Here is a 15989-nt window from a genome sequence, read left to right as displayed (position 1 = left end):
TTTTTTTTAACGATTAGTATATTTTTGACTGTTTTTATAGTAAATTGCACTAAAATCAGTTCAAATTTTCTACATTTGGGTAGTTGAAATAATATATTCAATATGTTATAATTTATGTAAGGCATATTCATCAGAACCTGTATTCGTGGGCTGTGAAGGCTTTTTATATGCAAATTCACCAAAACGGACCTTCACAGAAACTGAGTATGGGTTCTTATTCCTTAATTTTTTACCTCGGTCTCACCGAGGGGAACGGAGTGTACCATGGGCGAACAGTCACCAACAGTATTAAGAGAAACCAAGATGGGTCAAAGAGGTTTCGTAAAGGAAGACGTTATTACTTACCTTGACGAACTCAATTCTAAGATCGTTGCTCTCGAGGACGAGCTTAAAGCTTCTAAGGAAGGCGGTGCTTCCGACCCTCAGGAGGTTATAAAGTACAGAAATCAGGTGGAGAATCTTCAGGAGAAGCTCAATACCTCCAATAACGCTCTCAGAGCTGCTAAGAAAGAAAACGAAGAGCTCCAGAAAACTATCGCACAGCTCAAGGCTGCAGGCGGTGCAGGCGCAGGCGGCGCTCAGGCTGCTGCTGCTCTGGAAGCTGCTAAGAAGGAAATAGAAACTCTCAAGGAACAGCTCAAGGCTTCAGAGGCTAAGGCTGCTGCTTCAGGAAATAATGCACAGGCTAATGCTCAGACTACTGCTGCTCTCGAGGCTGCAAAGAAGGAGATCGAAGACCTCAGAAGCAGACTCAAGGCTGCCGAGGCTAAGGCTGCTTCAGCAGGCGCTGCTATCGCTGCAGGCGGAAACGCTGACGGTGATGTGGCTAAGATCAAGCAGGAGCTTGCTAAGATCACAGAAGAACTCAACAATAAGAATAAGGACCTTGCTGCCAAGGCTAAGGAACTGGCTGATAAGGACAGCAAGATCGCTGAGCTTATAAAGAAGGGCGATGAGTCCTCCAAGATCAGTGAGCAGATCGCTAAGAAGGACGAGGAGATCAAGGCTCTTAACGAGCAGATCACCAAGCTTAAGGAAGAGTCTACCGATCCTATCGCTCAGATGGGCGCTATGTTCGCTGAGGCTCAGAAGAACGTTAACCAGATCAAAAATCAGGCTAAGCTGGATGCTGAGGCGGTTACCAAGGAAGCTAACGACAAGGCAACACAGATACTCAAGGACGCTAACAGCGAGGCTGAGAAGGCTGTTGCCAATGCAAACGCTGCTGCCGAGGCTTGCATAAAGGAAGCTAACAATCAGGCTAAGAACACTGTTGATGAGGCTAATACTCATGCAGACAAGGTAAACGCAATGTCCAAGACTGTACGCGAGATGCTCCTTACAGAGATCGAGAGCGTAAACAGCAAGTTCACAGATATCGCTTCTGTACTCAATAACCTGACAGGTCAGTGCTCAAGCAGAATGAACGAGGCTCAGAACATCATCAGTGAGGCTCGCAAGACTGTTGACGTTGCAAAGTCTGATAACAGCGTGAAGAAGGCTGAGGCTCCCAGAGCTGAATTCAGTCCCTCAAAGGCTCCCAAGGCCGACCTGAATGAACTGCCGTCAGCAAAGCCCTCTGACAACAGCGATCCCTTTGCTAATGTAGGCAACTTCAATAACGCTAACAAGAACAATAATAACAATAACAATAATAATATCAATAAGCCCGCTCAGGCTCCTGCTCAGAACCAGCAGCAGAATAACAACAAGCCTGCACAGGGCAACAAGAGTGCAAACTTCAACTTTGATATGGCAGAGCTTCTCAAGGCTGCCGAGGAAGAAGCTGCAAAGGAAAACTAATAACCGACAAATTTACCGACTCTCTTCGGAGTGTTCCGAGGAGAGTCGGCAATAAAAATATTTGTATGGGAAAATGCGGATTGTTGGGTGGATATCTTGCTTGATCTGGATCACGATTTGAATGAACTTAACAGCAAAACAGACGAGGAGCTCGCTGTGCTCGGCAAGACCGACAAGGCGGCTGCAGCTGTTCTGATATCACGCTTTTCAAGACTTGTTTTCATAAAGTCGGAGATATTTGCCAATTCGGAGTCGGACTGCGATGACCTCCATCAGGAGGGCATGATGAGTCTGCTGAAGGCTATTGAAGCCTTTGATCCGAAAAAAGGGGTGAAGTTCTCTACCTTTGCCGAGGTCTGTATCGTTAACCGAATGAGGACCCTGTCCAGAAAATCGGTGAAGGACCTGTCCTTTACGGAAAGGATTGACGAAGACGAGGCTGAGGATATACTGTCTGTGGAGGAAACTCCGGAAAGCATTTATTTTTACAAAGAATTTTTTTCCGGGCTGTGGAAGACTATATGCTCGGTGCTGTCTCTCACGGAGCTTAACGTTCTGACACTGTGCGTGCAGGGACTCAGCTATAAGGATACTGCGGAAAAGCTGGGAATTACCGAAAAGGCAGTGGACAACGCTATGCAGCGTGCGAGAAAAAAGATCCGTGCAGTAATGCATGATACAAATTAAAATATGACCGTGTAGCTCAACCCAGAAGAGCGTTGTTTTACAAAGATGTGGGTGGAAATCCGACCGTGGTCGAAAATAATTAAGCGAGGTATTGTACTATGTACGAAGACAAGACATTAGTTTGCAAGGAGTGCGGACAGGAGTTCATTTTCTCCGCAGGCGAACAGGAATTTTATGCAGAGAAAGGCTTCGTGAACGAGCCCCAGAGATGCAAATCATGTCGTGACGCCAGAAAAAATGCAGGCAAGGCTGAGCGTGTAATGTATACAGCAGTCTGTGCTTCATGCGGCGGCGAGGCAAAGGTTCCCTTCGAGCCCAAGGAAGGAAGAGCTGTTTACTGCAGCGACTGCTTCGCAAAGATGAACGAGGCATAATTAATGAGACCGAAAGCACAGTCGGAAACGGCTGTGCTTGGTTTTGTTTATGCGTACTGCTATGCGGTGCGCTATTTTAATGTAGATGAGGTGCAATATGCTTGATAACAGACTGAAAAAGATCGCGGAACTCGTAAGCGGGGTGGGGATCGCTGTTGATGTTGGAACAGACCACGCCTATCTCGCGGCGGAGCTTGTGGGCAGCGGAAAGTGCAGCAGAGTCATTGCCTCCGATGTTAAGGAGGGACCGCTTGACTCCGCAAGAAATACAGTTGAGAAGTATGGTATACAGGACAAGGTGGAGCTTGTGCTATCCGACGGACTTGAAAAAGTGACGCTTGATGGTGTGTCAGATGTGGTGATCGCAGGCATGGGCGGCGAGACTATTGCTGATATCATCGGCGCAGTAAAAATAGATTCCGTGGATAAAATGAATATCCGTTGGGTCCTCCAGCCTATGACCAAGCCTGAGATACTCCGCAGAAGGCTTTATGAGTATAACATGGAGATAACAGGTGAGTATGTGGTCGAGGAAGGCGACAAGCTGTATGTTATTATGACCGCTGAGTATTGCCCCTTCCCGAGAAGGCTAAGCGAAGCCGAGTCTGTCTGCGGATTTTTCGACGATGAGGACGAAACTGCCAATAAGTACCGTGCCCGTGAGGCGGAGCGCCTTGAAAAGGTAGCGGAAAACCTTGAAAAGGCAGGCAGGAATTCGGACGCTCAGCATTATAAGGCACTTGCACAAAAAGTCATAAACGGCATCGGCATTGAGCAGATAAGTGATGTGATAGACTATCTTGACGGGCTCTATCCCTTTGCTGCTCAGGAGAAATGGGATAACTCGGGCTATCTTGTGGAAAGCTCCGAACAGGAGTGCAGCAGGATACTGCTGAGTCTTGATATCACTTCGGAGGCTGTGGACGAGGCAGACCTGAAGTGCGCCGAGCTTATCATCTCCCACCATCCCGTTATTTTTGAGCCACGCAGGAGCATAAAGAGCAGCGACCCCGTGTACAAGCTTATTGCAAGCGGTATCGGAGCGGTTTGTATGCACACCAATCTCGATATAGCTGCGGGCGGCACAAACGGCGTGATACTGAGCAAACTCAGCAGCAAGTTCCAGTTTTGCGGAGATCCCGAGCCCTTTGAGGAGCTTGGCGGCGGAAACAGTCTGGGCTGGATAGTGACGCTGAAAGAGGAGGTCACGGCGAGGGCTCTTGCGGAGGTCTGCAAGGAAGTCTTTTGCTGCGAGTATGTAAGGACTTCCCGTCACAGCAATAAACTTGTGTCAAAAATTGCTTTTTGTTCGGGTTCAGGCGGCTCTATGCTGGGACTTGCAAGGGAAAAAGGCTGCGATGCACTCATAACGGGAGACGTAAAGCACGACGTCTGGGTAGATGCAAACAACTACGATATTGCCCTGCTGGACTGCGGACATTTCCACACCGAGAACATCGTGCTTGAGGAGCTTCGCCGCGTTCTGGAGGAGAAGTTCCCTCTGCTGGATGTAGAGATAGCGGAGTCATCAACAGACCCCTGCGAGTATGTCTGAGGTGAACAGATGAGCGTATTCATATGTCCCGTATGCGGACAAAAACTCGATATATCGGGAAATTCTTACATTTGCCCAAACAGGCACAGCTTTGACAGGGCAAAGAGCGGCTATGTCAATCTGTTGCTTTCAAAGCACATGGGCAAGACCGTCCACGGTGACAATAAGCTCATGGTGCAGGCGAGGAGGAACTTCCTCGGCAAGGGCTACTATAAGCCGCTGTGTGATGCACTCTGTTCGGCGGTCACAGAGCATTTTACGGGTGGAACGATTATTGATGCAGGCTGCGGTGAGGGCTACTACACAGACGCAATAATTGAGCAGTTGAAGCAGCGTGATATTGCGGCGGAGGTATGCGGTATAGACATATCCAAAGCAGCAGTTGAATACTGCGCCAAGCTGTGCAGGGGAGCCGAGCTGGCAGTTGCCAGCGTTTTCCACATACCTGTTGCAGACAGCTCCTGCGATATGCTGGTGACTCTTTTTGCTCCCTACTGCGGAGAGGAGTTCCGCAGAGTGCTGAAAAAAGGCGGTGTCATGATAATGGCGATACCCTCGGCAGACCACCTCTGGGAGCTGAAGCAGGCGGTGTACGATACTCCCTACAAGAACGAAGTCAAGCCCTATGAGCTTGAGGGCTTCGAGTTCATTCGTGCACAAAAAGTAACCTACAACATGGAGCTTACATCTTCCGAGGACATTATGGCGCTGTTCTCCATGACGCCCTACTATTACCGCACAGGACGGGATCAGCAGGAGCGCCTTGCAAATCTTGACAGCCTGAGCACAAAAGCTGATTTCGAGCTTCTCGTTTATCGCAATATTTGATTAGAATGATAGCGCACAAAATGTTATAATAAACATAGAAAAGAATATGTGCAATTCCGACAGAGCAGCGTTGTCAGCCTTATCATTATTCAACAATTAAACAGCAAAGGATTGATATTATGGCTCTGGACGGAGCATTCTTATATACAGTCAGGAACGAACTCCTCCCCCTTATCGGCGGAAGAGTCGAGAAAATACATCAGCCCTCCCGTGAGGAGGTCATCATCTCCATACGCACAAAAAGCGGCAGCAAAAAGCTGTACATCTCCGCCAATGCAGGCAGTGCGAGAGTCCACATAACCGAAAACACCGTGGATAACCCGCAGACTCCGCCTATGTTTTGTATGCTTCTCAGGAAGCGCCTCGGCAGCGGCAAGCTCATAGATATCCGTCAGGACGGTCTGGAGCGTATACTTTTTCTTGACTTTGAGTGCGTAAACGAGCTTGGCGACATAGTTACCGTCACCCTTGCGGTGGAGATAATGGGCCGCTGCTCCAACCTTATAATAGTAAGCGGCGATGGCAGAGTCATCGACAGTATCAAGCGCGTTGACGAGGAGATGTCCCGTGAGCGAATGGTGCTTCCGGGAATGGAGTACACTCTCCCTCCGCGCGATGACAGACTGAATTTCCTCACCTGCGAGCCTGAGGATATAAAGGAGCGCCTTGCCGGAACTCAGCCCAAGGAGCTGTCAAAGGCTCTTATCCGCATTTTCGAGGGTATTTCCCCCATACTTGCCCGTGAGTGGGCTTACTTTGCAGGCAGGGGAGCACATATAGAAAGCGATACCATCAGCAGCGACCAGCTTGACAGGCTGCTGTTTACCATAAAACGTACCCGTGAGCAGGTACTCAGCGGAGAGTGCTGCTTCTCGGTGGTCAGCGACAAGGAAGGTCAGCTGAAGGACTTCTCTTTCGTGCGCCTTTCACAGTTCGGAACACTTATGTACACCAAGGAGCTTTCTGGACCCTCAGAGCTTCTGGACTTTTTCTATTCGGAGCGTGACCGCGCAGCCCGTACAAAGCAGCGTGCCAACGACCTTTTCAAGCTGCTCATGAACCTTACGGACAGGACCTCAAGGCGTATCGCCGCCCAGCGTGAGGAGCTGGACGCCTGTGCCGATAAGGACCGCGCAAAGCTGTTCGGTGACCTTATCTCAGCGAATATGTATCGCATACAGAAGGGCGACAGCAGCGCTGTTGTGGAGAATTTCTACGACGAGGAATGTCCGCAGGTGACTATCCCTCTGGACGTGAGAAAGACTCCTGCACAGAATGCCCAGCATTACTACGGTGAATACAAGAAGTCTGTTACTGCCGAGGAAAAGCTGGCAGAGCAGATACAGAAGGGCGAGGAGGAGCTTCAGTATCTGGAGAGCGTATTTTACTCACTCACACGAGCTTCCTCCGAGAACGATATAATCCAGCTGAGACTGGAGCTGCGCGAGCAGGGATATGTCCGCTATGCGGGCGGAAAGGCAAAGCCGCCAAAGGCTCTGCCGCCCATTGAGTATAAGTCAAGCGACGGCTTCTCTATCCTTGTGGGGCGCAATAACAAGCAGAATGACCAGCTGAGCCTTAAATTTGCGGAAAAGACCGATATATGGCTGCATACCCAGCTCATCACGGGCTCTCATGTCCTTATTCTTACGGACGGTGAGACTCCTCCCGACAAGACCATAGAGGAGGCTGCGGTGATAGCTGCGGTCAACAGCAGCGGCAGGGATTCGGGACTTGTCCCAGTGGACTACTGCCTCGCACGCTATGTAAAGAAGCCCGCAGGCGCAAAGCCGGGCAAGGTCATTTTCACAAACTACAAGACCGCCTTTGTCAAGCCGGACCGCGAGCTTGAACAAAGTCTGAGGGTATGATATGAACAAGAGGATAGACCCCGAGTTCTTTCACCGCGATGTTCTGGAGGCTGCTCCCGACCTTGTGGGAAAGATACTGGTACACCGTCTCCCCGACGGTACGGAGCTCCGCGAGCGCATAGCCGAGGTGGAGGCGTACAGAGGCGAGGAGGACAAGGGCTGCCACGCCGCAAAGGGACGAACTAAGCGGACGGAGCTGCTTTACGGTGAGAGCGGTATCATATATGTATACCTCTGCTACGGTATGCACTGGCTCATGAATGTGATAACAGGGGAGAAGGATCAGCCTCAGGGACTGCTTCTCCGCGCAGGCGTCAGATTTGACGGACCTGCAAAACTGACAAAAAATATGATGATCGACGGAAGCTTCAATGGTGTTGATCTTCGCGATTGCGAGGAGATCTGGTTCGAGGACGACGGTTTCCGTCCTGACATTAGGACTGCCCCGAGAGTCGGTATAGACTATGCAGGGGAGTACTGGAAGGACGTTGAGTGGCGTTTCATCGGAAGCGAGGAGTGATGTTGTGAATATACGGTGTTTAGGCTGTAATTCCATATATGACAGCAGCTCGGTCTTTCGCAGGGCTGCAACAGGCGAGTACATGATAATGCTTACAAAGAGCCGATGTCGGTTCGATATAAACGGTCTGACCATGAGAGTGCCGCAGGATGCATTCATTATCTGCGACGGAAGGCTTCCTGTGGTCTATTCGGCTGAGGACTGCCCTCTCATTTGCGACTGGATATGCTTTGACGGCGAGGACGAAAGGGAATTCATCGACGCTCTTGAGCTGGTATTCAACCGCCCTGTGCTATTTGCAGACACCGATTTCATCGGTGAGCTCATGCGGAATATAGCTTCTGAGTTTTATTCTCTGGCTTCCCGCAGAGCGAAAATGCTTGAAAACCTCATGCGGCTCCTGCTTGTCAAGGCAGGTGACGCCATGAACCGCGGCGGCGAAAAGGTACAGACCTCCGAGCCCCACTATGCAATGCTCATTGAGCTCCGCGAGAAGATATACCGCAACCCTCAGATGAAATGGAATGTGGACACCATGGCAGCGTATGTGAGTATGTCACGCTCATATTTCCAGCACCTCTACCGGGAGACCTTCGGCGTGTCCTGCATTGCAGATGTTATCAGCGGCAAGATCGAAAAGGCAAAGGAGATATTAACGGAAACGGGCTGTACCGTTTCGCAGGTGGCAGCTATGTGCGGCTACGATAATGAGGAGCACTTCATGCGGCAGTTCAAGAAGATCGTCGGGGTCACTCCTACCCGATACAGAAAACAGGTATAATTAGGAAGAAAATTGGCAGTACCTTTTATATAAAGACACGAAAAGACGGCACTTTCGTCAATTATTGCGGAACACTGTTCAAAAATTGCTAAAATCAAGTTTTAAGGAGGCATTTAATCTCAAAAATCAACATCTATGACGTGTTGAAACTGTGAAAACTAAATAAAAATATATGAATTATTGATGTACAAAAACAGACAATGAACTATGAATAAACGAAAAAAACATATTTTTCAGCTCTTGAAATGACGGAATATAGCTGATTTTCGGCGTTGTGTACAAAATTGCGGCAGGATATTAAAGATTTGGTGATTTTTTGGCAAACTTAAGACTATTTTAAGAAAACGTCACTATAATATAATCAAACGATACGAAAGGAGTGTGAGCTTCGGGCGGCAGGACCGCTGCGAAGGCGATTATGGCTATTAATACATTCGCTCGTAAAGAGATCAAGTTCCTCCTTAATATGGATCAGTATCACGGACTCATGGAGGTCATAAACCAGTATATGAACCCCGATAAATTCTGCATTGGCGGAAAAGAGTACGGAATCTACAACATCTACTATGACACCCCTGATGATTATCTTATAAGAGAATCACTGTCCAAGCCTTATTATAAGGAAAAGATCAGGCTCCGCAGTTATTATTCACCTGCGTCACCCGATGATACGGTATTCCTTGAGATAAAGAAAAAGATCGGCGGCATCGTTACCAAGAGGCGTGTGTCCATGACTCTTGCCGAGTCGGACGCTTATCTGCGCGACCGTTCAAAGCCCGAGTGTACAAAGTACATCACCGAGCAGGTTTTCAGAGAGCTGGATGTGTTCCTCGATAACTACCCCATAGCTCCCAAGCAGTACATCAGCTATCAGCGCGAGGCTTTCTTCGGAAAGGATGACGGAGACTTCCGCCTTACTTTCGACAGAAAGATCACCGAGAGACGCTATGATCTGGGACTGAACTATGAGAGCTACGGCAACTACATAATCGGTGCTGACCAGAGACTCATGGAAGTCAAGGTCTCCAACGCTATCCCCGACTGGCTGGTAAAGAAGCTCTCAGAGCTTGAGATCTACAAGACCAGCTTCTCCAAGTACGGCAGAGCCTACCAGAATTTTGTAAAAAGTCAGGTAGAGGGCGCACAGCAGGCGTCGGGAGGCAGGCGCATATATATATCGGGGATCTCGATGGTAAATAACAACATCATTATGAACAGGAGCGTATAATTTTATGTTTGAACATGGTTTTTTCGGAAATGTACTTTCAAAGTATTATGAAAACGGCGACTCGGTGATCAACAGCAGCAGTTCTGGTCTGAGCACCATCAAGCCGGGAGAGTTCTTCCTCTGTGTGGGAGCCGCACTTGTTATCGGCTTCCTTATCAGCCTTATATACATCGTTACTCACAGAAAAGAGGGCTATTCACAGAGTTACGTCCTTACGATGATAATGCTTCCCACCATCGTTTCACTGATACTTCTGCTTATCAATACAACTGCGGGAGCTCTCAGCCTTGCAGGTGCATTTACTCTTGTACGATTCCGAAGCGTGGCGGGAGACCCGAAGGATATTGCCTATATCTTCTTCGCAATGGCAGCAGGTGTTGCCTGCGGAATAGGCTATATCGGATTTGCTATCGTATTCTTCATCATTCTCGGCGCTGTAATGTTCGCTCTCAGCGAGACTGATTTCGGCGGCTGCAAGAAGAGACATATGACCCTGAAGATAGCTATTCCCGAGAACCTCGACTATCAGGGAGTTTTCGAGCCCGTGCTTTCAAGATACACAACATTCCACAAGCTCAGAAGAGTCAAGACCACAAACTTCGGTACACTGTTCGAGCTCATATACAGTGTTGATGTTCTTGATAATGTGGACCAGAAGAAGTTCGTTGACGAGCTCCGCGCACTCAACGGCAATATGACCATCAATCTCGTATTCTTCAAGTACGATGATAAGATCTACGAAAACTAAATAGAAATAAAGAAGAAATACCACCCTCTTACTTAAAAATTTGTCAGACTTGATATCCTTTGAGTCTGGCAAATTTTGTATATGGAGGAAAAAAGGAGCGTTTATTATGAAATATAGAAGGTTTATGGCAGCGGTTGCAGCAATGACAGTTATGGCATCAATGGTTTCCTGCGGAAAGGATAAGCAGAAGAGTTCTTCCTCCACGGTGAGCAGCAAGGCAGTATCCGATACGGACACAGGCAGTAACGATACTTCATCTGCCGATGATGAGGAGACAACTGACTCTGACGGAAAAAAGACTACCACAACAGCAAAGGATAAAGATGAAAAGTCCGACAAGAGCGGCACTACAACCACAAAGGCAGGGGAGAAGAAGTCTGAGGGCACGACTACGACTGCCAAGAGCGGCTCATCCGGAAGCAGCAGCGGCGGCGATAATTCGTCCTCAGGCGGCAGTAACTCCTCGGGCAGCAGTAACACTTCGGGCGGCAACAGTTCATCCGGCGGAAGCTCCTCCGGAAGCAGCAGCGGAAACAGCTCCGGCGGAAGTTCATCGGGCGGCAGCAGCACAGGTGCCACTGGCGAGGTAAAGGAATACACCGCTGAGATCGTGCTTGGAAACGCTCCAAAGGTAACAGGCAGCAACGTTACCGTAAACGGCTCCACCGTCATTATAACTGCGGAAGGCGATTATATCTTCTCTGGAAGCGTTTCCGAGGGACAGATAATCGTAAAGACAGGAGTTGCAAAGACTGAGGACAAGGTCACGATAGTTCTTAACGGCGTTGACATATCGAATTCTTCCCAGCCTGCAATATTTATAGAGGAGTGCAAGCGCTGCACTATCAAGCCTAAGGAAGGCTCGGTCAACTATGTTTCCAGCGGTGTTGAGAAGAAAAGCGCTCACGAAACCGGAGCCATATTCTCTAATGATACAATAAAGCTCAAGGGCAACGGCGAGCTGAATATCACAGCGACAGCTTCTCACGGCATCAACAGCGACGACGACGTCGTCATCGAAAGCGGTACATATAATATAGAGTCCCGTAAATCAGGCATTATCGCCAATGCTGATGTAACAATAAACGACGGAAATATCCGTGTCAAGTCAGGCACAAACGGCATCAAGTCCGAGGGAACGCTCAACGTTAACGGCGGATATACCGTTATCTCCGGCGGCACAAAGGAGGAGAAGAGTGCAGTTTATGCCTACAGCACATTCAGCTACAAAAACGGCTATCTTTATGCGGCGGGCAATAAGGTGTCCACTCCCACATATTCCGACCATCCTTACATAGTTGCTGACCTTGGCGAGGTCATAGGCGGCGGCAGCACAGTGGAAATGGTACTTGACGGAACGCAGGTAGTGTCCATGGAGCCCCACAATGAATTCCGCTGTCTGATGCTGCTCTCACCCGACGTACATGAGGGTTCAAATTTCTACACAGTCATCAACGGAAACAGCAGCGAAGAATTCAACGTATCTGTGGGACAAAACCTGTTTTCACTGAAATAACAATGAATTTTCATAAATAATATGTAAATAAATAAGAACAGAAAACATATTCATAAAAAATTGACATTAAAAAATAAGAAAAAAACGAGAAAACTACACATTATTATATTTTTGTTTGCAAATGTATATTTACAAACGAGCAGTTTTGCAATATAATAATATCAGCAAATGAAGATTATTGGTATTCAATATCAAGTACCCTCCCCTCTCATGTGCTTGATAGTGAGTATTAGTTCACTTGCACGCCATAGAAATAGTTTTGTCAAGTAATAAAACTAACCCCTTTCATTTGTAATTTTTTCATGTTTTCTATTCTCAATAACTTTTTTTAACTTATTGTCTATGGCTCGGTCCACAGTGCTAAACGATGAAAATCGTTTGGGCCGAATTATCCGCTCCTCGTGAGCGGACTTTTTTTACATTGTGAAATTTGCGTGAAAGATTATATAATCCGCTTGACAAATTCTATAATCCGTGTTAATATGAATATAACAGAGAAGGGAAGTGATGTACCTAATGAAAAAAAGTGTATACAGCCTCGTCCTTATGGACGACGTCATAAAGGCAGTGGATGAGCAGGCTTATCGCCTCGGCACCAGCCGCTCCAACCTTATAAATCAGATACTGGCTGAGCATCTCTCTTGCGTGACTCCCGAGATGCGGATGAGAGAGATATTTGCACAGATGACGGAGCTCATGAACAGCAGCTTCCGCATTCAGGAGCAGCGCTCGCCGTCACTTATGACGGTTAAGACAGCACTGGAATACAAGTACCGCCCCACTATCAATTATAAGGTTGAGCTTGAACGCTCTCCGCAGCAGTATCTCGGCACACTGAGAGTGAGCATACGCACTCAGAGTGCGGCGCTCATAGATATGTTCCACAGCTTCTTTGCATACCGTGCAAAGCTGGAGAACAGCTACCTGAGCCGTCTGGGAATAAACAGCTACAGCTGCGAGATAGGCGACGGAAGCTTCTCACGCAGGCTGATAAATACGGGAGCCCTTACGGGCGAGCAGGCAGGTGAGGCTATCGGCGAGTACATCAAGGACCTTGACCACGCTGTAAAGACTTATTTTGCAGCTCCCGAGACCTTCGGCGAGAGCGCTCCCATACTTGAGAAGGACTACCGTGCGCTGCTTGGACGGTACATTATTTAGGCAGACAATGAAAAGGATAAATGTGAAAAATAAGAATGGAGGATATTGATATGAATGCAGAGAAACTTACTCAGAAGTCAATTGATGCTGTAAGGAAGGCTCAGAGCATAGCCGTTATGCAGTCTAACTCGGTCATCGAGCCTATACACCTCCTTGCAGGACTTGTGCGTCAGGAGAACGGTCTTATCCCGCAGCTCCTGAAAAAGATGAATATAGATGAGGATATTTTCGACAGCGAGATTGAGAAGAAGATCAACGGGCTCCCCAAGGTAACAGGAAGCGGCAGGAGCAGCAACCTCGGCATCTCGGCAGAGTGCGACCGTGTGCTCACTTCCGCCGAGGGAATAGCTTCAAACATGAAGGACGAGTTCGTGTCCGTTGAGCACCTTATGCTTTCCCTTATCGACAGCAAGGACAGGGAAGTGTCACAGCTTTTCGGTACCTTCAACATCACAAAAGACAGCTTCCTCAGCGCTCTTATGTCCGTAAGGGGCAATACCAGAGTTACAAGCGAAAATCCCGAGGACACCTACGATGTGCTCACCAAGTACGGTCAGGAGCTTGTGGGACTTGCCAGGCGCAACAAACTTGACCCCGTTATCGGACGCGACAGCGAGATACGCAATGTTATCCGCATACTTTCAAGAAAGACGAAAAACAACCCTGTGCTCATCGGTGAGCCGGGCGTCGGAAAAACTGCCATCGCAGAGGGACTTGCCCTTCGTATCGTGGCAGGAGACGTACCCGACAGCCTTAAAGACCGCAAGGTCTTCTCACTTGATATGGGAGCTCTCGTGGCAGGCGCCAAGTACAGAGGCGAGTTTGAGGAGCGTCTGAAGGCTGTCCTTAACGAGATTAAGAACAGCAACGGACAGATACTTCTCTTTATAGATGAGCTCCACACCATCGTCGGTGCAGGCAAGACTGACGGTGCTATGGACGCCGGCAACCTGCTGAAGCCTATGCTGGCAAGGGGCGAGCTACACTGTATCGGAGCTACCACCCTTAACGAGTACCGCCAGTACATCGAAAAAGACCCTGCTCTTGAGCGTCGTTTCCAGCCTGTAATGGTTGACGAGCCAAGCGTTGAGGACACTATATCCATACTCCGCGGACTCAAGGAGCGCTATGAGGTGTTCCACGGCGTAAAAATAAGCGATAATGCGCTTATTTCTGCGGCTGTGCTGTCCAACAGGTACATCACCGACAGGTTCCTCCCCGATAAGGCTATCGACCTTATAGACGAAGCCTGCGCAACTATCCGCACGGAAATGGACTCGATGCCCACAGAGCTTGATGTTATCTCCCGTAAGATAGTACAGCTTGAAATTGAGGAAGCTGCACTTAAAAAGGAGAGCGACAATATCTCTCAGGAGCACCTTGAGGAGATACAGAAGGAGCTTGCGGAGCTTCGCGAGAAGTTCAGCGGCATGAAGGCAAAATGGGAGAACGAAAAGAACGACATCTCCGCAGTTCAGAAGCTCCGTGAGGAGATAGAGCGCACAGGCGGAGAGATAGAAAAGGCAGAGCGTGAGTACGATCTGAACAAGGCTGCCGAGCTTAAATACGGCAAGCTGCCACAGCTTCAGAAGGAGCTGGAGGAGCTTGAAAAGCAGGCAGAGCATGACCTTGAAAATGACAGGCTGCTCCGCGACAGAGTTACAGAGGACGAAATAGCGAAGATAGTCTGCCGCTGGACAGGAATCCCCGTATCAAAGCTCATGGAGGGCGAAAAGGAAAAGATACTGGGACTGGAGGGACTGCTCCACAAGAGAGTTATCGGACAGGACGAAGCTGTTACCAAGGTCAGCGAAGCTATCCTGCGCTCCCGTGCAGGCATACAGGCTCCCGACAGACCCATCGGTTCATTCCTTTTCCTCGGACCTACGGGCGTGGGCAAGACAGAGCTTGCAAAGGCTCTCTCGGAGATACTTTTCGACGACGAGAGAAATATCATCCGTATCGACATGAGCGAATACATGGAGAAATTCAGCGTGAGCCGTCTTATCGGAGCGCCTCCCGGATATGTGGGCTACGATGAGGGCGGTCAGCTGACGGAAGCAGTCCGCAGAAAGCCTTATTCGGTAATTCTCTTTGACGAGATAGAAAAGGCACACCCCGATGTGTTCAATATACTGCTTCAGGTGCTGGACGACGGTCGTATAACCGATTCGCAGGGCAGGACAGTGGACTTCAAGAACACTATCATAATCCTGACCTCAAACCTCGGCTCACCCTATATCCTTGAGGGTATAGACGCAAACGGTGAGATAACCGACGAGGCACGTTCACAGGTGGAGGGGCTGCTGAAAACTCAGTTCCGTCCCGAGTTCCTCAACCGTCTTGACGAGATAATCTTCTACAAGCCTCTCACCAAGGACAATATAATGAAGATAGTTGATCTTATGCTGGCTGACCTCCAGAAGCGTCTGGACGACAAGCATATCCGCATAAACGTAAGCGATGCGGCTAAGAACTACATCGTGGACTGCGGTTACGATCCCAACTTCGGCGCAAGACCGCTTAGAAGGTTCATACAGCGCAATGTGGAGACACTGGCAGCTAAGCGTATCATCGGCGGCAACCTGTCCGCAGGAGACGTTATAGACATCGACCTTGATGCCAACGGAAAGCTCATTGCAGACTGACAGTCTGAGTCGGCGGAACAAAAATAGTAAAATGCTTCCCCTGAGTGAAAAAACATCGCTCAGGGGCATTTTTTTTATAAAAAATTCATATTTCAAAGTCGGTTTTTTATGTATATTTCGGAATAAAATGACTATAATATACATAATGTATATTCAGCTGAGCAGCACCTGAAAATTCTCAACGAAAAATAGGCATATTCTATGGTGGTTTTGAATAAAAAACAGGCTGTAAATACCCAAATATAGGTGGATTTGTCATTTTTTCGGGA

13 protein-coding genes are annotated in these 15989 nt (G+C 48.5%); all 13 read left to right on the top strand.

The genetic code is table 11. The annotated features are described in order from the left end of the window. Positions 1 to 264 precede the first annotated feature (264 nt). The 13 genes from DSZ37_RS07730 to clpB all read left to right on the top strand — a co-directional run bounded on the left by DSZ37_RS07730 (position 265) and on the right by clpB (position 15720). The gene (locus tag DSZ37_RS07730; RefSeq protein WP_109726340.1) at positions 265 to 1803 is read left to right on the top strand and encodes a hypothetical protein; all 1539 of its coding nucleotides are present in this window, start codon (positions 265 to 267) and stop codon (positions 1801 to 1803) included. Positions 1804 to 1899: 96 nt separating this feature from the next. Further along, complete coding sequence (locus DSZ37_RS07725) at positions 1900 to 2490, top strand: sigma-70 family RNA polymerase sigma factor (protein WP_109726339.1); 591 nt, start codon at positions 1900 to 1902, stop codon at positions 2488 to 2490. A gap of 98 nt (positions 2491 to 2588) precedes the next feature. Beyond that, positions 2589 to 2864: a zinc-ribbon domain containing protein gene (locus tag DSZ37_RS07720; RefSeq protein ID WP_028521131.1), complete on the top strand. Its 276-nt coding sequence runs from the start codon at positions 2589 to 2591 to the stop codon at positions 2862 to 2864. Between the two features lie 97 nt (positions 2865 to 2961). Next, complete coding sequence (locus DSZ37_RS07715; protein WP_181380273.1) at positions 2962 to 4419, top strand: Nif3-like dinuclear metal center hexameric protein; 1458 nt, start codon at positions 2962 to 2964, stop codon at positions 4417 to 4419. Between the two features lie 9 nt (positions 4420 to 4428). Further along, positions 4429 to 5247, top strand: coding sequence for a putative RNA methyltransferase (locus tag DSZ37_RS07710; protein ID WP_109726337.1), 819 nt, complete (start codon positions 4429 to 4431; stop codon positions 5245 to 5247). Between the two features lie 119 nt (positions 5248 to 5366). Continuing rightward, positions 5367 to 7118, top strand: a complete 1752-nt coding sequence (locus DSZ37_RS07705; protein WP_109726336.1) for an Rqc2 family fibronectin-binding protein — start codon at positions 5367 to 5369, stop codon at positions 7116 to 7118. Position 7119: 1 nt separating this feature from the next. Further along, positions 7120 to 7638, top strand: coding sequence for a DNA-3-methyladenine glycosylase (locus DSZ37_RS07700; RefSeq protein WP_109726335.1), 519 nt, complete (start codon positions 7120 to 7122; stop codon positions 7636 to 7638). Between the two features lie 4 nt (positions 7639 to 7642). Next, positions 7643 to 8419 carry a helix-turn-helix domain-containing protein gene (locus tag DSZ37_RS07695; protein WP_109726334.1) on the top strand — a complete coding sequence of 259 codons (777 nt, stop codon included), beginning with the start codon at positions 7643 to 7645 and terminating at the stop codon, positions 8417 to 8419. Positions 8420 to 8837: 418 nt separating this feature from the next. After that, positions 8838 to 9647 carry a polyphosphate polymerase domain-containing protein gene (locus DSZ37_RS07690; RefSeq protein WP_109726333.1) on the top strand — a complete coding sequence of 270 codons (810 nt, stop codon included), beginning with the start codon at positions 8838 to 8840 and terminating at the stop codon, positions 9645 to 9647. A gap of 4 nt (positions 9648 to 9651) precedes the next feature. Further along, entirely contained in the window at positions 9652 to 10395 is a 744-nt protein-coding gene (locus DSZ37_RS07685; RefSeq protein WP_109726332.1) for a DUF4956 domain-containing protein, read from the top strand. Between the two features lie 106 nt (positions 10396 to 10501). Further along, positions 10502 to 11911 carry a carbohydrate-binding domain-containing protein gene (locus DSZ37_RS07680; protein ID WP_109726331.1) on the top strand — a complete coding sequence of 470 codons (1410 nt, stop codon included), beginning with the start codon at positions 10502 to 10504 and terminating at the stop codon, positions 11909 to 11911. A 516-nt stretch (positions 11912 to 12427) separates the two neighbouring features. After that, positions 12428 to 13072 (top strand): hypothetical protein, encoded by a 645-nt coding sequence (locus DSZ37_RS07675; RefSeq protein ID WP_109726330.1) that lies wholly within the window; start codon positions 12428 to 12430, stop codon positions 13070 to 13072. 50 nt (positions 13073 to 13122) lie between these two features. Further along, positions 13123 to 15720, top strand: a complete 2598-nt coding sequence (gene clpB / locus DSZ37_RS07670; RefSeq protein ID WP_109726329.1) for an ATP-dependent chaperone ClpB — start codon at positions 13123 to 13125, stop codon at positions 15718 to 15720. Positions 15721 to 15989 lie beyond the last annotated feature (269 nt).

Origin of the sequence: Ruminococcus flavefaciens (genome assembly GCF_900116855.1) — a bacterium.
Taxonomy (GTDB): domain Bacteria; phylum Bacillota; class Clostridia; order Oscillospirales; family Ruminococcaceae; genus Ruminococcus; species Ruminococcus flavefaciens_R.
This window is presented reverse-complemented; position numbering and strand designations above follow the sequence as displayed.

What these genes read in the sequence shown, in the direction of transcription:
- DSZ37_RS07675 (WP_109726330.1), top strand. Translation starts at nt 12,428, where the DNA reads ATGAAAAAAAGTGTATACAGCCTCGTCCTTATGGACGACGTCATAAAG.
- DSZ37_RS07720 (WP_028521131.1), top strand. Translation starts at nt 2,589, where the DNA reads ATGTACGAAGACAAGACATTAGTTTGCAAGGAGTGCGGACAGGAGTTC.
- DSZ37_RS07710 (WP_109726337.1), top strand. Translation starts at nt 4,429, where the DNA reads ATGAGCGTATTCATATGTCCCGTATGCGGACAAAAACTCGATATATCG.
- DSZ37_RS07730 (WP_109726340.1), top strand. Translation starts at nt 265, where the DNA reads ATGGGCGAACAGTCACCAACAGTATTAAGAGAAACCAAGATGGGTCAA.
- DSZ37_RS07715 (WP_181380273.1), top strand. Translation starts at nt 2,962, where the DNA reads ATGCTTGATAACAGACTGAAAAAGATCGCGGAACTCGTAAGCGGGGTG.
- DSZ37_RS07680 (WP_109726331.1), top strand. Translation starts at nt 10,502, where the DNA reads ATGAAATATAGAAGGTTTATGGCAGCGGTTGCAGCAATGACAGTTATG.
- DSZ37_RS07705 (WP_109726336.1), top strand. Translation starts at nt 5,367, where the DNA reads ATGGCTCTGGACGGAGCATTCTTATATACAGTCAGGAACGAACTCCTC.
- DSZ37_RS07685 (WP_109726332.1), top strand. Translation starts at nt 9,652, where the DNA reads ATGTTTGAACATGGTTTTTTCGGAAATGTACTTTCAAAGTATTATGAA.
- DSZ37_RS07690 (WP_109726333.1), top strand. Translation starts at nt 8,838, where the DNA reads ATGGCTATTAATACATTCGCTCGTAAAGAGATCAAGTTCCTCCTTAAT.
- DSZ37_RS07700 (WP_109726335.1), top strand. Translation starts at nt 7,120, where the DNA reads ATGAACAAGAGGATAGACCCCGAGTTCTTTCACCGCGATGTTCTGGAG.
- clpB (WP_109726329.1), top strand. Translation starts at nt 13,123, where the DNA reads ATGAATGCAGAGAAACTTACTCAGAAGTCAATTGATGCTGTAAGGAAG.